Below are 17,556 nucleotides of genomic sequence, written 5' to 3'. Positions count from 1 at the left end.
ACGCCACCCCTGCGCAGCCTGACGACGAACACCTCATGCCGGAGACCCGGAGGAAATCCCGATGCGCGTGAAATACGTCCTGTCCGAGGTACTGGTCGGACTGTGGCGCAACGTGACCATGACCATCGCGATGATCATTACGATGGCGGTCTCGCTGACCATGCTCGGCGCCAGCGGTCTGATGTACCGCCAGGTCGACGACATGAAGGACCTGTACTACAAGAACATCCAGGTCTCCATCTTCCTCGACCAGGAGGTGAGCCCCGAGCAGCGTGACGCGCTGGCCGCCAAGCTGGAGGGCGACCCGCTGGTCAAGGAGAGCATCTACGTCAACAAGGACGAGGCGTACAAGCGCTTCCAGGAGATGTTCCAGGACGCTCCGGACCTGCTCAGCGCCGTGAAGGCGGACAGCCTGCCCGAGTCCTTCCGGCTCACGCTCAACAATCCTGAGCAGTACAAGAGCATCTACGACCAGTACAAGGACACCGAGGGCGTCGACGAGATCGTCGACCAGAGTCGGCTGCTGGACAAGATCTTCGACATCCTCACCTCGATCCAGAACATCGCCCTGGCCGCCGCCATCGTGATGGCCGTCGCCGCGCTGCTCCTGGTCGCCAACACGATCCAGGTGGCCGCGTACAGCAAGCGGCGTGAGGTCGCGGTCATGAAGCTGGTCGGCGCGTCGAACTGGTTCATCCAGGCGCCGTTCGTGCTGGAGGCCGTGGTCGCCGGTCTGATCGGTTCGCTGCTCGGCCTGGTGGCCCTGATCGCGGCCAAGTACCTGCTGTTCGACGGGTCGCTCCAGGCGTTGCAGGGTCTGCTCTCGCCGGTGAGCTGGGGCGACATCCTGTTCATGTTCCCGCTGATGGCCGGCGTCGGTGCCCTGGTCAGCGCGGTGACCGCCTGGGTCACGCTCCGCTTCTACCTGCGGGTCTGACGCCGTACGGCTCGACGAGGACCCTCCCGCGCCAGGAATAAACGGCGCGGGAGGGTCCTTGTCGTTCGGGTAGCATGATCTCCGCCCCGCGGCCGGTGACGTCCGGCGCGGATCACCGGAAAGGGGGTGGCGCCGATGCCACGGGAAAAGGGACGCAAGGTCGTCGCCTCCAACAAGAAGGCCCGGCACGACTACGCGATCCTCGACACCTACGAGGCGGGCATGGCGTTGACCGGCACCGAGGTCAAGTCGTTGCGGGCCGGGCGCGCGTCGCTGGTCGACGCGTTCGCGCAGGAGCGCAACGGCGAGCTCTACCTGCACGGGATGCACATCCCGGAATACACGCAGGGCACGTGGACCAACCACGAGCCCCGGCGGACCCGCAAGCTGCTGCTCAAGCGGCTGGAGATCGACCGGCTGATCGGCAAGACCCGCGAGGGCGGCCTGACCATGGTGCCGTTGCAGGTCTACTTCTCCGACGGCTGGGCGAAGGTGGAGATCGCCCTGGCGAAGGGCAAGAAGTCGTACGACAAGCGGCAGGACCTCGCCAAGCGGGACGCGGACCGGGAGATCGCCCGGGTCGCCGGCCGGCGTGGCAAGGGAATGGACGACTGATCTGTCGCATTCGTCCCGGTCGGCTCGCCGGCCCCCGGGGCTCGGGATGAAACCCGTTGCGGTAGGCGTTACGCTTGTCGGTGCCGCCACATGGGCGGCCTGTCGAGGGGGTGACTGGTTTCGACTTCGTACGCAGCGACAGGGGAAGCGAGCCGAGGAAGCCGACGTCGTCTCGAGAATCGGTCGTCGGAAACCAATAAGCGCCAAGAACAATCGCGCTGACTTCGCTCTCGCCGCCTGAGGCGAGTAGTGAGTCTGTCGGCCTGGGAGTGCCTTCGACCCAGTCTGCCGGCATCAGCTAGAAGGCTGGCCAATCGGACCCGGTCGCGGGGTCCGTGCGGCGAGATCAATCAGCGACTGGGCCCGTCACACCAACTTGCTCGCGTGAGCGGTGGGGCCGAGTAGAGGCATAGCGAGCTGCGCTCGGAGAAGCCCTGACAAACCGGCGAAGGACCCGGGTTCGATTCCCGGCACCTCCACCACCCAGACGATGCGCCCCGGTCCACGCGACCGGGGCGCATCGTCGTGTCCGGCCCCGGCCGCCCGCCCTGGGCCGTGGCGCCGCCGGGCCGCCCTGGGCCGTGGTGCCGCCGGGCCCTCCCGTGCTGTGAGGTTGCTGGGCCTCAGGGGACAGGTGGGGCGGGCGGGACGGATGAGGTGGGGCCGGCCCCTGGACAGGGCGACGCGGCGGGTCCACCATCGCTGTACGCGGTCAGACGCGACGCGGGAGGTGCCCATGGTCACCGGTCCGATCCAGCAGCCGCCCACCCTTTCCGGAGGGCTCCGGCCGCCCGCCGCGCGCCGGCCCGCCGTCACCGGGCTCGGGGACCTGCACCCGCTCGCCCGGGCCCTGGCCGCCGCGCCGGCCGAACCGCGCTGGCGGGAACGCCTCCTCGTGGGGCTGGGCCCCGTGCGGCGGAGCTTCACCGAGCACGTCCGGGTCACCGAGGGGCCCGCCGGCCTGTACGCCGAGCTGCTCGGCCAGGCGCCCCGGCTGGCACGCGGCGTACGGCTGCTGGCCCGGGAGCACGTCGTGATCACCGCCGCGCTGGCCGCCCTCCAGCACGCGGCGGAGGCGCCGGACGCCTCGGTCGACGACCTGCTCGGCCGGGCCGGGTACCTGCTGCGGGTCCTCGCCGGGCACCGGCAGCGCGGCGCGGACCTGCTCTGGGAGGCGTACGAGACGGATCTCGGCGGAGAGACCTGATCGCGGGGAACCGGCGTGCGAATGCCGGCGTCCAACCGACATGCGCCGTACCGCCGCCCTGCTGGGCCTTCCACTGTTGATGATCGTCGCCGGGTGCGCGCCGGCCGGCTCCGACCCCGCTGTCGACGCGCCCGCCGCCGACCCGCGCCGGGACGCCTTCGCCCAGCGGGCCACCGAGGTGGCCGACGCGTGGCGACCGCTCCCCGCGTGGAAGTCCGGTTACGTGCCGTTGCAGGACCCGACGGTGCTCGTCGGCGACCCGGGCTTCACCGAGGAGACCAGGGTCGCCTTCCGCAGCGGCTGGTACCGCGACCAGATCGACCTGCCGACCGCGAAGCCCGCCGACGGCGCCATCCGGTTCCCGGACGGCACGTTGAGCGTCCCGCTGGTCAGCGCCGCCACCGCGTACGGGCAGCTCGACCAGGGCGACCCGCCGCCGTGCGACGGCCGTCCCCGGGACCCCGGGCCGAAGCTCCCCGGCGGTGGTCCCACCATCGAGCCGGGCCCCGACGGCCCGGTGAGCAGCGCCCCGCAGACCGCCTGCGTTCCGCTCACGGTCACCGCCGTGAAGCTGGGCACCGCGCCCGTGCGCACCAGCCGGGGCGAGGCGCAGGTGCCGGCGTGGCTGTTCACCGTCGAGGAACTTGCCGCGCCGGTCGCCCGGCTCGCCGTGGCGCCGCAGGCCGTCAGCGCACCGCCCGAGCCCGCCCCGCCGGCCGGCCCGGCCCCGCAGGGCGTGGTCGGCGCCCAGGACGTCCAGTCCGTCGACGGCGCCGAGCTGACCTGGCGGCTCGGCGTGGGTAGCTGCGACACCGGGATCACGCCGCTGGTGCAGGAGCGCGACGACGTCGTGGTGGTGGGCGGCAGCGTGGTCACCGCCACCGGTGTGTGCAACTCGATGCTGAAGCTCGAACCGGTCACCGCCATGCTGAAGGCGCCGCTGGGTGGCCGGCCGGTCCTCGACGTGCTCACCGGCGCGCCGCTGCGCCTCGCGTCGAGCTGACGCCGGGTGCCGGTCCTGGCCGGACCCCCGCGCTCGCGCAGCCGCCGGCACAGGGCAGTCACGCCACCGTCCCGGGCCGGCGAGATCGGCGCCGCGCTGGGAGTTGACGGAGCGGGCCGCCCGGCGCGGACCGGGCGGCTCACAGGAGGCGGGGCACCTCGGTGCTGACCGGCACCGGCAGCACCGTCGGGCCGTCCGCGTGCAGCCCGGCGGCCAGGGCCTCGCCGAGCTGCTCCGGGGTCTGCGCGACGGTGGCGGCGCAGCCGTAGCCGCGGGCGATGGCGGTGAGGTCCAGCCCGGGCAGGTCCAGCCCGGGCACCCCGGGCGTGTCCTTGAACGCGGCGAAGGCCTTCAGGATGGCGTACTGCTGATTGACCGGCACCACGACGACCAGCGGCAGGCGCAGCCGCGCGGCCGTCCAGAGCGCCTGCACCGAGTAGTGGAACGACCCGTCCCCGATGACCGCCACCACCGGCCGTCCCCGTCCGGTGTCGCGCTGGGCGAGCGCGACGCCGACCGCCGCCGGCAGGCCGTACCCGAGGCCGCCGCTGGCCATCGTGAAGTACGACCCGGGGCGGGTGGCGCGCAGCCGGCGGCGTAGCGCCGGCAGGTTGGACGGCGACTCCTGGACCAGGATCCCGTCGGCCGGCCAGTGCCGGGCCAGGGCCGCGAAGAGGGCGTCCGGTTCCAGCGGCAGCCCATCGGCCGGCGGCGGCGGGTCGGGGCGCGCCGGCGGCGCCGGCCGGTCCGCCGCCGGGAGCAGGTCGACCAGGGCGGCCAGGGCCAGCCCGGCGTCGCCGAGCAGGCTGTCGCCCACGGGGGCCCGGGCCGCCTCGTCAGGGTCGTCGGTGACGTGCAGCAGGCGTGCCCCGGCGGGCAGGTGCTCGCCCGGCACGTGCGGGTAGTAGCGGAACACCGGCGCCCCCACCACCAGCACGGTGTCGTGCCCGTCCAGGGCCTGCGACAGCGGCCCGATCGCGAAGGGGAGCACGCCCCGGAAGAACGGGTGGTCCTCGGGGAAGGCGGCCCGCTCCGGGGCGGGTGCCGACCAGACCGGTGCGGCCAGCCGCTCCGCCAGCGCCACGGCGGCGGGCCAGCCGTCGGCCCGGTCGACGGCCGCGCCGAGCACCAGCACGGGCGCGCGGCTGGCGGCCAGCACGTCGGCGAACTCGCGCAGCCGGTGCGGGTCGGGGGCGAACCGGGTGGCCACCGTCCGCACCGCCGGCGGCGGGCCGGACGGCTGCGCCCAGTCGTCGAGGGGCAGCGAGAGGAAGACCGGCCCGGCGGGCGGCTGCACGGCCGTCGCGTACGCCCGCATCAGCGCCGCCGGGACGTCCTGCGCGCGCACCGGCTCGTGGCTCCACTTGACGTACGGCTGGGGCAGCTCGGTGGCCCGCCGGCTGGTCAGCCGGGGCTCGGCCAGCAGCATCTCCCGGGTCTGCTGGCCGGCGGTGACGATCAGCGGGGTGCGGTTGTGCCACGCGGTGACCAGGTTGCCCATGCCGTTGCCCGTGCCGGGGGCGGTGTGCAGGTTGACGTGCGCCGGCCGGCCGGTGACCTGCGCGTAGCCGTCCGCCATGCCGACGGCCGACGCCTCGTGCAGGGCGTGCACGTAGTGGAAGTCGTCGGGGAAGTCCCGCAGGAACGGCTCCTCGGTGGAGCCCGGGTTACCGAAGACGGTGGTCAGGCCGAGGGCACGGAGCAGGTCGTACGTGGTGTCGCGGACCGTAGCCATCGCCTCCCAATCTATCGGGATGACTCGGGCGGTCCGGGCCTTTCGCCCCCTCGCGCCTCAGGGCAGCGCGAAGGGCAGGGTGATGCCGTCCAGCGCGCGCCCGCAGTCGCAGTCCCGCTCGGTCGGCAGCTCGGCGACGGCCGCCAGCAGCAGGCCCCGCAGCCGGTCCGTGTTCTCGCCGAAGACCCGGAACACCTCCTCCTGCGTCACCGCCCCGCCGCCCTCGACGCCCGCGTCCAGGTCGGTGACCAGGGCGATCGAGGAGTAGCAGAGGGCCAGCTCGCGGGCGAGCACCGCCTCCGGGTGGCCGGTCATGTTGACCACCGCGCCGCCGATCGAGGCGTACCACCGCGACTCGGCCCGGGTGGAGAAGCGCGGGCCCTCGACCACCACCACCGTCCCGCCGTCGACCGCCGGCACGTCCCGGCCGGCCGCGGCGGCCAGCAGCGTACGCCGCCCGGCCGGGCAGTACGGGTCGGCGAAGGAGACGTGTACCGCGCCCCGGTCGTAGTAGGTCTGCGTCCGCCCGCTGGTGCGGTCGATCAGCTGGTCGGGCACCACGAACGTGCCCGGCCCGAGCTCCGGCCGCAGGCCGCCCACGGCGCAGGGGGCGAGCACCTGGCGTACGCCGAGCGAGCGCAGCGCCCAGAGGTTGGCCCGGTACGGGATCAGGTGCGGCGGGTGGCGGTGGTCGCGGCCGTGGCGAGGCAGGAACGCCACCCGCCGCCCGCCCACCTCGGCGACGGTGACGGCGTCGGACGGCGGCCCGTAGGGCGTCTCCACCACGTGCTCGGTCGCGCCGTCGAGCAGTGCGTAGAGCCCCGAGCCACCGATCACCGCGAGTTCCGCCGTGGGACCCATCGGTCCTCCCTCGTGTCTGTCGATCAACCGACCGTCAGACCTTAACCACCGCCCCGGGGGCAAGCTATGGTGCCAGGCATGGCGTTCACAGCGCGGATGACACCGGTGCCCCCGGGCGTCCCGGTCCGGTCGGTCTGACGGGGTGTCCGGCATGCAGGGAGAGGGGCAGGCCATCGGCGGGCGGGCGACGGGGTCGATGACCGGGCGGCTGCTGGTCGCGACGCCGGCGCTGAAGGATCCGAACTTCGACCGTACGGTCGTGCTGCTGGTGGCGCACGAGCCTGGCGGCGCCCTCGGTGTGGTGCTCAACCGGGCCACCGAGGTGCCGGTCGCCGACGTGCTCGGCGACTGGAGCGACCTGGCCCGCGACCCGGCGGTGCTCTTCGAGGGCGGCCCCGTGCAGCCCGACTCGGCGATCTGCCTGGCCCGGATGCGGCACCCGGTGCAGCGGCTAAGGGGATTCCACCAGGTCTCCGGGGCGGTCGGCACCCTCGACCTCTCCGTCGACCCGGGGCCGCTGCGCGAGGGCATCACCGGCATCCGGGTCTTCGCCGGCTACTCCGGCTGGGGCACGGGGCAGTTGGAGCAGGAGATCGAGGACGGCTCCTGGTTCGTCCTCGACGCGCTGCCCGGCGACGCCTTCGTCGACCGGCCGGACGACCTGTGGCCGATGGTGCTGCGCCGTCAGGGCGGCATGATGGCGGCGGTCGCGCACTTCCCGCCGGACGTGGCGCTCAACTGAACGCCGGGACGCCCGGGTGCCACGCCCGCCGACGGGTGGCCCCCCGCGAGATGACCATGCGACGGGCGCTGTGTATAGTTCTCTCGTGCCCGGGTGACCGGGACGAGGCAAGGGGCCGTGGCGCAGCTGGTAGCGCACCACACTGGCAGTGTGGGGGTCAGGGGTTCGAGTCCCCTCGGCTCCACCCTTGCGAAAGCCCTGGTGCGGGAGTCGTCCCGCCCCAGGGCTTTCGGCTTTCCGGCGTGGTCCCGCACCGCCGCCCGCCGACGGCGAGCGGAATAGGGGTTCCGTCCCACGAATGAGGCGTTGTCGCCCGTCGGCGCCCGTGCCACGATCGCCGCACTGGAGGCCCTTCCCCGCCCGGTGGTGGGGCCGATCCCGTGGCGCGCCGCGAAGGAGCCGATGGTGGATCACCCCCACGCGTTGACAGCCGAGCAGTCGGAGCAGTTCCGGCGCGACGGGCACCTGATCCTGCGGGGCGTGCTCCCCACCGCGACGCTCGACGCGCTGCACGGCTCGTTCAGCCGCGTCGTCGACCACCTCGCCCGGCAGTGGCAGCAGCGGGGAGTGGTCACCGAGACCTTCGCCGACCTGCCGTACGACCAGCGCTACCTGCGCCTGATCGAGTCCAGCCAGGTCCGCGTGCCGGCCGCCTGGCGGCGGATCCTGGTGGGACGCCCGGTGTACGACCTGTGGCGCACCCCGGAGCTGCTCGGGCCGGTGCGCAGCCTGATCGGTGACGAGGTCTACGCGCACGGCGTGTGGAACGCCCGGCCGCGTGACCCCCACGGCCGTACCCAGCAGGTCGCCTGGCACCAGGACGCCTACTACTACAAGGGCTGGGACCCGTCGGTCGGGCCGCTGCTGTCGGCGTGGATCCCGCTGGTGCCGGTCGACGAGGACACCGCCTGCCTCCAGTTCGTCACCGGCTCGCACACCCGGGGCTGGATCTCCCGCGACCGCCTGCCGAACGGCGAGTACGGCACGTCGGACGAGGCCGTCGGGGACGGCCCGGTCAGCACGGCCCGGATGGAGCCCGGCGACGTGGTGATCTTCACGGACACGACGCTGCACCGCTCGACGCCCAACGTGTCGGACCGCATCCGGTGGAACATCGACATCCGGTTCGCCCCGGCCGTCGACGAGGTGATCCGGAACTCGCCGCGCGGCTACCGCTGCTTCAGCGCCGCCGACCCGGCCCGGGTCGAGTCGTTCGAGACCTGGGCCGGCCGCTACCGCTACGAGCCCGAGGACCTGCTGACCGAGCTGACCAACTTCGAGGAGGGCTACGACCTCGACGTGCTCAGGGCCTTCTCCCGGGCGTCGCCGTACGCCGACATCTACTGAGGACGCCGCCGGCTCAGCCGAGGTGACGCTCGATCTCGGCCAGCTCGTCGGCGCCGAGGTCGAGGTTGTCGAGGGCGGCGATGTTCGCCTCCAGCTGCGGCACGCTGCTCGCCCCGATGATCAGGCTGGTCATCCGGGCATCGCGCAGCGCCCAGGCGAGCGCGAGCTGGGCCAGCGACTGGCCGCGCCGCTCGGCGACCGCGCCGAGCGCCCGGATGGTGGCCATCCTGGCCTCGTCGAGGTCGCCCTCGCTGAGGAAGACGCTGGTGCGCACCCGGGAATCCTCGGGGATGCCGCCCAGGTAGCGGTCCGTGAGCAGCCCCTGGGCCAGCGGGCTGTACGCGATGCAGCCCGCGCCGACCCGCTCCAGCGTGTCGAGCAGGCCGTCGTCCTCGGTCCACCGGTTGAACATCGAGTACGACGGCTGGTTGATCAGCAGCGGCGTACCCAGGTCGCGCAGGATCGCGGCGGCCCGCTCGGTCTGCGCCGAGTCGTAGTTGGAGACGCCGACGTAGAGCGCCTTGCCGGCCCGCACGACGGCGTCCAGGGCGCCCATCGTCTCCTCCAGCGGGGTGTCCGGGTCGAAGCGGTGCGAGTAGAAGATGTCGACGTGGTCCAGCCCGAGGCGGCGCAGCGACTGCTCCAGCGAGGAGACCAGGTACTTGCGCGAGCCCCACTCGCCGTACGGGCCGGGCCACATGAGGTACCCGGCCTTGGTGGAGACGACCAGCTCGTCCCGGTACGCCCTCAGGTCGGTGGCGAGCATCCGGCCGAAGCTCTCCTCGGCGGCGCCCGGCGGTGGCCCGTAGTTGTTCGCCAGGTCGAAGTGGGTCACGCCGAGGTCGAAGGCGCGGCGCACGATGTCCCGCTGCCGCTCGTACGGCCGGTCGGGGCCGAAGTTGTGCCACAGCCCGAGCGAGATGGCGGGCAGCCGCAGCCCGCTGCGTCCGCTGCGCCGGTAGGTCATCTTGTCGTAGCGCTGGTCCGCGGCGAGGTAGGTCACGGTCACCGAGCCTAGCCCCGCCGGCCGCCGACGCGCGGCGAACGGGCCTGGGACAACGGACGCCGGGGTAGTTTCGGGGCCATGCGTTTCGTCGAGCTCGACACCCCGAAGCCCCTGTCCAAGATCGGCCTCGGCACCTGGCAGTTCGGGTCCCGGGAGTGGGGCTACGGCCCCGAGTACGAGCGCCGGGCGGCCGACATCGTCCGGCGCGCCGTCGACCTCGGGATCACCGTCTTCGACACCGCCGAGCTGTACGGCTTCGGCCGCAGCGAGCGGATCCTCGGCGACGCCCTCGGCGACGACCGGCAGAAGGTGGTGCTCGCCACCAAGATCTTCCCGATCCTGCCGGTCGCCCCGGTGGTGCAGCAGCGGGCGGTCGCCTCGGCCGCCCGGCTCGGCGTCACCCACCTCGACCTCTACCAGGTGCACCAGGCCAACCCGCTGGTCGCCGACCACACCACGATGCGCGGCATGCGCGCGTTGCAGGACGTCGGGCTGGTCGGCGAGGTCGGCGTCAGCAACTACGGCCTGCGCCGCTGGCAGGTCGCCGAGGCGGCGCTCGGCCGGCGGGTGCTGAGCAACCAGGTCCGCTACAGCATGATCGACCGTGGGCCCGAGCACGACCTGCTGCCGTACGCGAAGCAGGCCGGCCGCGTCGTCATCGCGTACAGCCCGCTCGCCCAGGGGTTCCTCTCCGGCCGCTACGACGCGAAGAACCCGCCGAGCGGCGCGGTACGCCGGGCCAACCCGTACTTCCTGCCCGAGAACCTGGAACGCGGCGCGACCCTGATCGAGACCCTGCGGCAGGTGGCCGACGCCCACGACGCCACCCCCAGCCAGATCGCCCTGGCCTACCTGCTGCGCCACCCGAACGTGCTGGCCATCCCCGGCGCGTCCGGCGTGGAGCAGGTCGAACGCAACGCGGCGGCCGCCGACATCGACCTGGCCGACGACGAACACGCCGCGCTCGCGCGGGCGGCCAAGGAGTTCCGCCCGATCACCGGCCTCGCGGCGGCGCCCCGCCTGCTGCGGGCCCGGATCGGCCGGTGACCCCGCCGCCGGACACACCGCCGCCGGACTGACGGCGTCGAGCTGGCCGCCGCTGAGCTGACCGGCGTCGGGCCACACCCGGCCGGGTGGGCGCCGGGGCGGCCGGGCGGCCCGCCCGTCCGCCGATCTCCCCGACGTGGGGGAGTCGGCCCGGGGCGGGACCGGGACAGAATGGGCCGGTGAAGCCCCGCACGGTCGTCGCCCCGCTGGTGGCCGCCAGCACCTGGCGGCGCGGCGTGTTCCTGCTGCTCGGCGGGGTGCTCGCGCTGCCGTACGTGCTGCTCGCGGTGGCCTTCGCCCAGATGCTGACCCGCTCGGACGTGCCCCGGCCGCTGGTGCTGTCCCTGCTCGCCGTCGCGGCGACCATCGCGGCGGTCCCGGTCTTCCTCGACGGACCCCGGGCGTTGGAGATCGCCGCCGCGCGGACCCTGCTCGGCGTCGACCTGCCGGACCCGGCCCCCGGGCACGCCGCCGACCGGGAGACCCGGCTGCGCTCGGCGCTCTGGATCGGGCTGCACCTGATCAGCGGCGGGCTCGTGGTGGCCGCGCTGTTCAGCGCCGTGCCCATGGCGCTGGCCTTCATCGGGCAGCAGTTCGGGCTCGACACGGGGATGACCGGCGGCGACCGGTTCGGGCCGCTCGACGGGCGGGACACCGGCTGGCTGACCGTCGCGGGCGTCGTGGTGCTGGTGACGCTCGGCTACGCCGTGGCGGGGCTGGGCGCGCTGGCGGTGTCGATGGCCCCCGTGCTGCTCGGCCCGGCCCCGGCGGAACGGATCGCGGCCCTGGAGGCGCGCGCCACGCGCCTGGCCGAACGCAACCGGCTGGCCCGGGAGCTGCACGACTCGGTGGGCCACGCCCTCACCGTCGCCACCCTCCAGGCCGGGGCCGCCCGCGAGCTGCTGGACCGGGACCCGGAGTTCGTCCGGCGCGCGCTCGGCGCGATCGAGGAGGCGGGGCGACGGGCCATGGACGACCTCGACCACGTGCTGGGGCTGCTCCGCGAGCCCGACGGGCGGCCGGCGGCGCCCGCGCCGCAGCGTACGCTCGCCGACCTGGACCGGTTGGTGGCCGACACCCGCGCGGCCGGCCTGCCGGTCGACGCCCGGCGCACCGGCGACCCGGCCGACCTGCCGGCGGCGGTCTCCCGGGAGGGCTACCGGATCGTCCAGGAGGGGCTGACCAACGCCGCCCGGTACGGCCGGGGGCCGGTCGCGCTGCGCCTCGACGTGCACGCCGACGCGCTGGAGTTGGAGCTGGACAACGCGCTGGGCCGGCCGCGCCGCGCGGACCCGGGCCGGGGCGGCCGGGGCCTGGACGGGATGCGGGAACGGGTGCTGCTGTTGGGCGGCCGGTTGACCGTCGGGCCGGACGGCGACCGCTGGCGCATCCGGGTGCGGCTGCCGTTCGAGGAGGGCCGATGACGACCGGGACCGCGACGCCGAGCACGGGCGTGCTGATCGTCGACGACGACGAGCTGATCCGGGTCGGGCTGCGGGCGATCCTCGACGCCCAACCCGACCTGCGGGTGCTCGGCGAGGCCGCCGACGGCGCGGAGGTGCCGCCGCTGGTGGCCCGGCTGCGCCCGCAGGTGGTGCTGATGGACGTGCGGATGCCCGGCATCGACGGCATCCAGGCGACGCGACGGCTGCTCGCCACCTCCGCCGACCCGCCCCGGGTCCTCGTGGTGACCACGTTCGCCAACGACGAGTACGTCTACGAGGCGCTGCGCGCCGGGGCCAGCGGATTCCTGCTCAAGCGGGCCCGGCCCGCCGAGGTGGTGGAGGCGGTCCGGGTGGTGGCGCGGGGCGAGTCGCTGCTCTTCCCCGCCGCCATCCGCCGCCTCGCCGGGGCGTACGGGGGGCGGGGCGCCGACCGGCTGGCGTCCGCCCGGCTCACCGACCGGGAGGCCGAGGTGCTGCGGCTGATGACCACGGGACTGTCCAACCCGGAGATCGCCACGCACCTGGTGGTCGGGGTGGAGACCGTGAAGACCCACGTCGGCAACGTGCTGGCCAAGCTCGGCGTACGCGACCGCACCCAGGCGGTGATCGCCGCGTACGAGTCGGGATTCGTCACCCCGTCGGGCTGAGCTTTCCCTCCCGAGGGGGAGCCGGTTCACCGCCGCACGGGAGGGCGGGCGCGGCCCGTCGGCCGAGGCTGGGAGGCATGACGACGACCACCGCTCCCACCCACCGACCGGCCCTCGACCGGCTCGCCCCGGCCGCCGCCGGCTGGCTCGGCCTCTGGGGACTGCTCGCCCTGGTCAGCGCCGTCACCGGCGCCGGCTACCCGTTCGGGGCGAACGATCCGCGCGGCGGCGAGGCCAACCTGCTCCGGCTGGTCCCCACCGACCTCGGGCCACCCCTGTTCGCCGTGGTGCTGCTCGGCGCCGCGGTGGCCGCGCTCGCCATGACCGGGCCGGCCCGCCGCCCGGCCCGGCCGCTGCGCACCCTGCTGCTGGCGTACGCCTGGGCCGTCGCCTTCCTGCTCGCCGTCGTCGTGCCGGACGTGGGGGTGCTGACGATCCTCGGCTACGCCCCGATCCTGCTCGTCGGCGCGCCGTTCGGCTGGCCGCCGGTCGACTACGCCGAGGTGTTCACCTGGGCGCTGTCCGTCCGGTTCGCGGCCGTGGTCGGCGGGGTGCTGCTGGCCGGGGCGGCGCTGCGTTGGCAGCGGCGCACCGCCGGCGCCTGCCCGGCGTGCGGTCGCGACGGCGTCGACCACGGCTGGACCTCGCCCGCCTCGGCCGCGCGCTGGGGACGCGTGGCGGCCTGGACGGCGGCCACCATCCCCGCCCTGTACGCGGTCACCCGGCTCGCCTGGGCGCTCGACGTCCCGCTCGGCATCGAACGGTCGTTCCTCGACGAGATGCGGGAGTCGGGCCTGGTCTGGGCGGGTGCCGGGCTGGGCGGCTTCGCCCTGGTGGGCGCGGTGCTCACCCTCGGGCTGGTGCAGCGGTGGGGGGAACGGTTCCCGCGCTGGACGGTGGGCCTGGCCGGGCGGCCGGTGCCGGTCGCGCTGGCCGTCGTCCCGGCGACCCTGGTCGCGGTGGCGGTCACCGCGGCGAGCCTCGGCCTGCTCGCCAGCCCCGACTTCTGGGACTTCTCCGGCGGGCTAAGCCTGGCCACCGCCCCGATGCTGCTCTGGCCGCTCTGGGGCGTCGCGCTCGGCGCCGCCACGTACGCGTACCACCTGCGCCGCCGGGGCGCCTGCCGGCGTTGCGGGCGCGGCTGAGGCCGCCGCACGCGGTTGCGGGCCGGGGGACCTGACGGGGGGTGCCCGGCCCGGGACGCGTGGCGGATGGGGGGTGTCGTCGACGGGCCGTGCGGGCGAGCGGCCGGTCGGCGGCGCCCGCCCGCCGCCGTCCGGGATAGGGAGTGAGCTTTCGACGAGGTCGCCGCGTCGCCTCGTGAGCTAGCGTGGGTCGGGTGACTGCGCCTTCCCCGGTTACCCCGGCCCCACCGGCCGACCTGCCCGGCACGCTCGGCGAGCTGCGGGCGGCCGGCCACGCGTACCGCACGGTCAAGCGGGAACTCCGCGACAACCTCCTGGCCCGGATGCGTTCCGGCGCCGACCGCTTCCCCGGCATCGTCGGATACGACGACACGGTGCTGCCCGAGGTCGAGCGGGCCCTGCTCGCCGGGCACGACATGGTGCTGCTCGGCGAGCGGGGCCAGGGCAAGACCCGGCTCATCCGCTCGCTGGTGGGCCTGCTCGACGAGTGGACCCCCGTGATCGCCGGCTCGGTGCTCAACGAGCACCCGATGCACCCGCTCACCCCGGCCTCGCGGGCGCTGGTCGCCGAGGCCGGCGACGCCCTGCCGGTGGCCTGGCTGCACCGCTCGATGCGCTACGGCGAGAAGCTCGCCACCCCGGACACCAGCGTCGGCGACCTGATCGGCGACGTCGACCCGATCCGGATCGCCCAGGGGCGCACCCTCGGCGACCCGGAGACCATCCACTTCGGGCTCGTCCCGCGCACCAACCGGGGCATCTTCGCCGTCAACGAGCTGCCCGACCTGGCCGAGCGGATCCAGGTGGCGCTGCTCAACGTGCTGGAGGAGCGGGACATCCAGGTCCGCGGCTACCAGCTGCGGCTGCCGCTGGACCTGTTCCTGGTGGCCAGCGCCAACCCGGAGGACTACACCAACCGGGGCCGGATCATCACCCCGCTGAAGGACCGCTTCGGCGCCGAGGTCCGCACCCACTACCCGGTCGACCTCGACCTGGAGCTGGCCCTGATCCGGCAGGAGGCCGACCTGGTCGCCGAGGTGCCGGAGCACGTGCTGGAGGTCCTCGCGCGGTTCGCCCGCGCGGTGCGCGAGTCGCCGTCGGTGGACCCTCGCTCCGGGGTCTCCGCCCGCTTCGCCATCGCCGCCGCCGAGACGGTCGCCGCCGCCGCGCTGCGTCGCGCCGGCCTGCTGGCCGTCGCCGACACCCCCGAGGGGGTACGCCCCGAGGCACCGGTCGCCCGGGTCGGCGACGCGGTGCCGGTGACGTCGACCCTGCGCGGCAAGGTCGAGTTCGAGAGCGGCGAGGAGGGCCGGGAGGTGGAGATCCTCGGCCACCTGCTGCGTACCGCGACCGCCGAGACGTTCCGGGCCCGGCTGGCCGGGCTGGACCTCTCCGGCTTCACCGCCCTCGTCGACGGGGACGCGGTGATCGAGACCGGGGAGCTGGTCGGCTCCGCCGAGCTGCTGCGCCAGGTGGGCACCGTACCCGGGCTCGCCAAGGCCCTGGACCGGCTGGGGCTGGGCGACGCGCCCAGCCCCGAGCAGGCGGCGGCCGGCGTGGAGTTCGTCCTGGAAGGGCTGCACCTGACCCGGCGGCTCGGCAAGGACGTCACCGACTCCGGCCGGACCCGCTACGGCGGCCGGGCCTGAGCATGGCCGGCAACCGGTTCCGGTACGGGCAGTGGCGGGGCGGCCCCGACCCGCTCGCGCCCCCGTACGACGTGCGGGGGGCGGTGGACGCCGTCGGCGCCGAGGTGCTGGCCGGCGGCAGCCTGCGGGAGGCGCTGCGCGGCCTGCTGCGGCACGGGCCCCAGGGGCGCGGCGGGCTCGACGACCTCGCCGCCCGGGCCAGGCGGCTGCGTCGGGAGGCGCTGCGCCGGGGCGACCTGGACGGGGCCGTCACCCGGGCCCGGGCCCTGCTCGACCAGGCGCTCGCCGCCGAGCGGGACGAGCTGCGCGGGCGCGGCGACGACGACGCGCGGTTCGCCGAGGCGGTGCTGGACAACCTGCCCCGCTCGACGGCCCGGGCCGTGGAGGAGCTGACCGGATACCGGTGGGCCAGCGACGAGGCCCGCGAGACGTACCAGCGGATCCTCGACGGGCTGCGCGACGACGTGCTCGGCCAGCGCTTCGCCGGGCTGCGCGACGCGGTGCGCGCCTCGGCGGACCCGGCCGCCCAGCAGCGGCTGGCCGAGATGATGCGCGACCTCAACGACCTGCTCGCCCGGCACGCCCGGTCGGAGGACACCACCGACGCCTTCGCCGAGTTCATGCGCCGGCACGGCGAGTTCTTCCCGGAGCAGCCGGCCGACGTCGACGAGCTGGTCGACGTACTGGCCCGGCGGTCGGCCGCCGGCGAGCGGCTGATGCGCTCGCTGTCGGAGCGCCAGCGCGAGGAACTGGCCGGCCTGATGCGGCAGTCGCTCGGCGACCGGCTCGCCGGGGAGCTGTCCGCGCTGGACGCCAACCTGCGCGCGCTCCGCCCCGACCTGCACCGGGGCCCGGGCGAGCGGGTGCGGGGCGAGCGGCCGCTCGGCTACGGCGAGGCCGCCGGCGCGCTCGGCGAGATCGCCGAGCTGGACGAGCTGCTGGACCAGCTCGACCAGGAGCATCCGGGCGCCACCCTGGACGACGTCGACGTCGACGCGGTGGCCCGGACGCTGGGCCGGGACGCCGCCGACGACGTACGCCGGCTGCGGGAGCTGGAGCGGGAGCTGCGCCGGCAGGGCTGGGTGAGCCGGGACGCCGACGGGCTGACCCTGAGCCCGAAGGCGCTGCGCCGGCTCGGCGGCACGGCGCTGCGGCGCGTCTTCGCCGACCTGACGGCCGGGCCGCGCGGCCAGCACGACCTGCGCGCGGCGGGCGCCGCCGGCGAGGTCAGCGGCGGCTCCCGGCCGTGGGGGTACGGCGACGAGCAGCCCCTCGACGTGGTGCGGACGCTGACCCGGGCGGTCCGCCGCGCCGGCTCCGGCGTGCCGGTGCAGCTGGCCGTCGAGGACTTCGAGGTGGTCGAGACCGAGCGGCGGGCCTCGGCGGCGGTGGTGCTCTGCGTCGACCTGTCCTACTCGATGATCTCGCAGGGCCGGTGGGGCCCGATGAAGCAGACCGCGCTGGCGCTGGCGCACCTGATGGCGACCCGGTTTCCGCAGGACGCGTTGCAGATCGTCGGATTCGGCCTGGAGGCGCTGCCGCTGACCCAGCAGGAGCTGGCTGCCGTCGAGCCCGACCTGCGGCAGGGGACGAACCTCCAGCACGCGCTGCGGCTGGCCGCCCGGCACCTGCGGCGGCACCCGGACGCCGAGCCGGTGGTGCTGGTGGTCACCGACGGGGAGCCGACCGCCCACCTGGACCCGGACGACGGGGAGGCGCTGTTCCACTGGCCGCCGCTGCCGGAGACGATCGAGGCGACCGTACGCGAGGTGGACCGGCTCACCCGCTACGGCGCCACGCTCAACCTGTTCATGCTCGGCGACGACCCCGGCCTGCGCCGCTTCGTCGACGCGGTGGCCCGCCGCTCGAAGGGCCGCATGTTCACGCCGGACCTGGAGGACCTCGGCGAGTACGTGGTCTCCGACTACCTGCGCACCCGCCAGCCCCGACGGCGCTGACCGGCGGATTCGACGGAACCGAGCGGCTGCGGCTGCGGCGCGGCCCAGGGTGGTACCACCTCGAACGCTGTCGAGCTGCCGGCCGCTGCCCCTGGTCCTGTTGACGGGGCAGCTCGACAGCGCTCGATCAGCCCTTCGGCCTGCGGCGTCCCGGCACGCGTTCCAGCCGGTCCCTCCCGGCCGGTCTCTCCCGGCCGGTCTCTCCCGGCCGG

Annotated in this window: 15 protein-coding genes, 1 tRNA gene and 1 other RNA gene; 14 read left to right on the top strand and 3 right to left on the bottom strand. The window is 74.7% G+C overall.

Features of this window, described 5'->3' with window-relative positions; translation table 11 throughout:
- The first annotated feature begins 61 nt into the window (after positions 1-61).
- From ftsX to ACTMS2_RS04685, 5 genes are all read left to right on the top strand, one after another.
- The gene (gene ftsX / locus ACTMS2_RS04705; RefSeq protein WP_441174275.1) at positions 62-937 is read left to right on the top strand and encodes a permease-like cell division protein FtsX; all 876 of its coding nucleotides are present in this window, start codon (positions 62-64) and stop codon (positions 935-937) included.
- A gap of 135 nt (positions 938-1,072) precedes the next feature.
- Complete coding sequence (smpB, locus tag ACTMS2_RS04700; RefSeq protein WP_088979560.1) at positions 1,073-1,552, top strand: SsrA-binding protein SmpB; 480 nt, start codon at positions 1,073-1,075, stop codon at positions 1,550-1,552.
- 106 nt (positions 1,553-1,658) lie between these two features.
- Positions 1,659-2,034: a transfer-messenger RNA gene (ssrA, locus tag ACTMS2_RS04695) on the top strand.
- A gap of 254 nt (positions 2,035-2,288) precedes the next feature.
- Positions 2,289-2,759, top strand: coding sequence for a hypothetical protein (locus ACTMS2_RS04690; RefSeq protein ID WP_441174274.1), 471 nt, complete (start codon positions 2,289-2,291; stop codon positions 2,757-2,759).
- A gap of 40 nt (positions 2,760-2,799) precedes the next feature.
- Complete coding sequence (locus ACTMS2_RS04685; RefSeq protein WP_441174273.1) at positions 2,800-3,762, top strand: hypothetical protein; 963 nt, start codon at positions 2,800-2,802, stop codon at positions 3,760-3,762.
- 139 nt (positions 3,763-3,901) lie between these two features.
- On the opposite strand, the gene mdlC is transcribed toward ACTMS2_RS04685, so the two are convergent.
- Both mdlC and ACTMS2_RS04675 read right to left on the bottom strand, forming a co-directional pair.
- Positions 3,902-5,497, bottom strand: a complete 1,596-nt coding sequence (mdlC, locus tag ACTMS2_RS04680; RefSeq protein WP_441174272.1) for a benzoylformate decarboxylase — start codon at positions 5,495-5,497, stop codon at positions 3,902-3,904.
- Positions 5,498-5,554: 57 nt separating this feature from the next.
- Complete coding sequence (locus tag ACTMS2_RS04675) at positions 5,555-6,358, bottom strand: S-methyl-5'-thioadenosine phosphorylase (protein WP_441174271.1); 804 nt, start codon at positions 6,356-6,358, stop codon at positions 5,555-5,557.
- 151 nt (positions 6,359-6,509) lie between these two features.
- On the opposite strand from ACTMS2_RS04675, the gene ACTMS2_RS04670 reads away from it, so the two are divergent.
- The 3 genes from ACTMS2_RS04670 (at position 6,510) to ACTMS2_RS04660 (ending at position 8,447) form a co-directional block, all read left to right on the top strand.
- The gene (locus ACTMS2_RS04670; protein WP_089001872.1) at positions 6,510-7,100 is read left to right on the top strand and encodes a YqgE/AlgH family protein; all 591 of its coding nucleotides are present in this window, start codon (positions 6,510-6,512) and stop codon (positions 7,098-7,100) included.
- Between the two features lie 111 nt (positions 7,101-7,211).
- A tRNA-Ala gene (locus tag ACTMS2_RS04665) sits at positions 7,212-7,284 on the top strand.
- 221 nt (positions 7,285-7,505) lie between these two features.
- Positions 7,506-8,447: a phytanoyl-CoA dioxygenase family protein gene (locus ACTMS2_RS04660; RefSeq protein WP_157747210.1), complete on the top strand. Its 942-nt coding sequence runs from the start codon at positions 7,506-7,508 to the stop codon at positions 8,445-8,447.
- Positions 8,448-8,460: 13 nt separating this feature from the next.
- Here the strand turns inward: ACTMS2_RS04660 and mgrA are convergent, their stop codons facing one another.
- On the bottom strand, positions 8,461-9,456 hold the full coding sequence (gene mgrA, locus ACTMS2_RS04655; protein WP_441174270.1) for an L-glyceraldehyde 3-phosphate reductase: 996 nt from the start codon (positions 9,454-9,456) through the stop codon (positions 8,461-8,463).
- Positions 9,457-9,531: 75 nt separating this feature from the next.
- Here mgrA and ACTMS2_RS04650 point away from each other — a divergent pair, with 75 nt between their 5' ends.
- The 6 genes from ACTMS2_RS04650 to ACTMS2_RS04625 all read left to right on the top strand — a co-directional run bounded on the left by ACTMS2_RS04650 (position 9,532) and on the right by ACTMS2_RS04625 (position 17,344).
- Positions 9,532-10,500 (top strand): aldo/keto reductase, encoded by a 969-nt coding sequence (locus ACTMS2_RS04650; RefSeq protein ID WP_363898467.1) that lies wholly within the window; start codon positions 9,532-9,534, stop codon positions 10,498-10,500.
- 179 nt (positions 10,501-10,679) lie between these two features.
- Positions 10,680-11,924 (top strand): sensor histidine kinase, encoded by a 1,245-nt coding sequence (locus tag ACTMS2_RS04645; protein WP_441174269.1) that lies wholly within the window; start codon positions 10,680-10,682, stop codon positions 11,922-11,924.
- Positions 11,921-12,592 carry a response regulator transcription factor gene (locus ACTMS2_RS04640; protein ID WP_357661184.1) on the top strand — a complete coding sequence of 224 codons (672 nt, stop codon included), beginning with the start codon at positions 11,921-11,923 and terminating at the stop codon, positions 12,590-12,592. Before ACTMS2_RS04645 ends, ACTMS2_RS04640 begins: the two co-directional genes overlap by 4 nt.
- A 77-nt stretch (positions 12,593-12,669) precedes the next feature.
- Positions 12,670-13,737: a hypothetical protein gene (locus tag ACTMS2_RS04635; protein WP_441174268.1), complete on the top strand. Its 1,068-nt coding sequence runs from the start codon at positions 12,670-12,672 to the stop codon at positions 13,735-13,737.
- A gap of 185 nt (positions 13,738-13,922) precedes the next feature.
- Entirely contained in the window at positions 13,923-15,386 is a 1,464-nt protein-coding gene (locus tag ACTMS2_RS04630) for a magnesium chelatase (RefSeq protein WP_441174267.1), read from the top strand.
- Between the two features lie 2 nt (positions 15,387-15,388).
- On the top strand, positions 15,389-17,344 hold the full coding sequence (locus tag ACTMS2_RS04625; RefSeq protein WP_441174266.1) for a VWA domain-containing protein: 1,956 nt from the start codon (positions 15,389-15,391) through the stop codon (positions 17,342-17,344).
- Positions 17,345-17,556: the final 212 nt, after the last annotated feature.

The sequence above is a fragment of the Micromonospora sp. SD12 genome (genome assembly GCF_052068495.1).
GTDB classification, from domain to species: Bacteria; Actinomycetota; Actinomycetes; order Mycobacteriales; family Micromonosporaceae; genus Micromonospora; species Micromonospora echinofusca.
The sequence above is the reverse complement of the archived record's forward strand: the minus strand, read 5'-3'. Positions and strand labels throughout refer to the sequence as shown.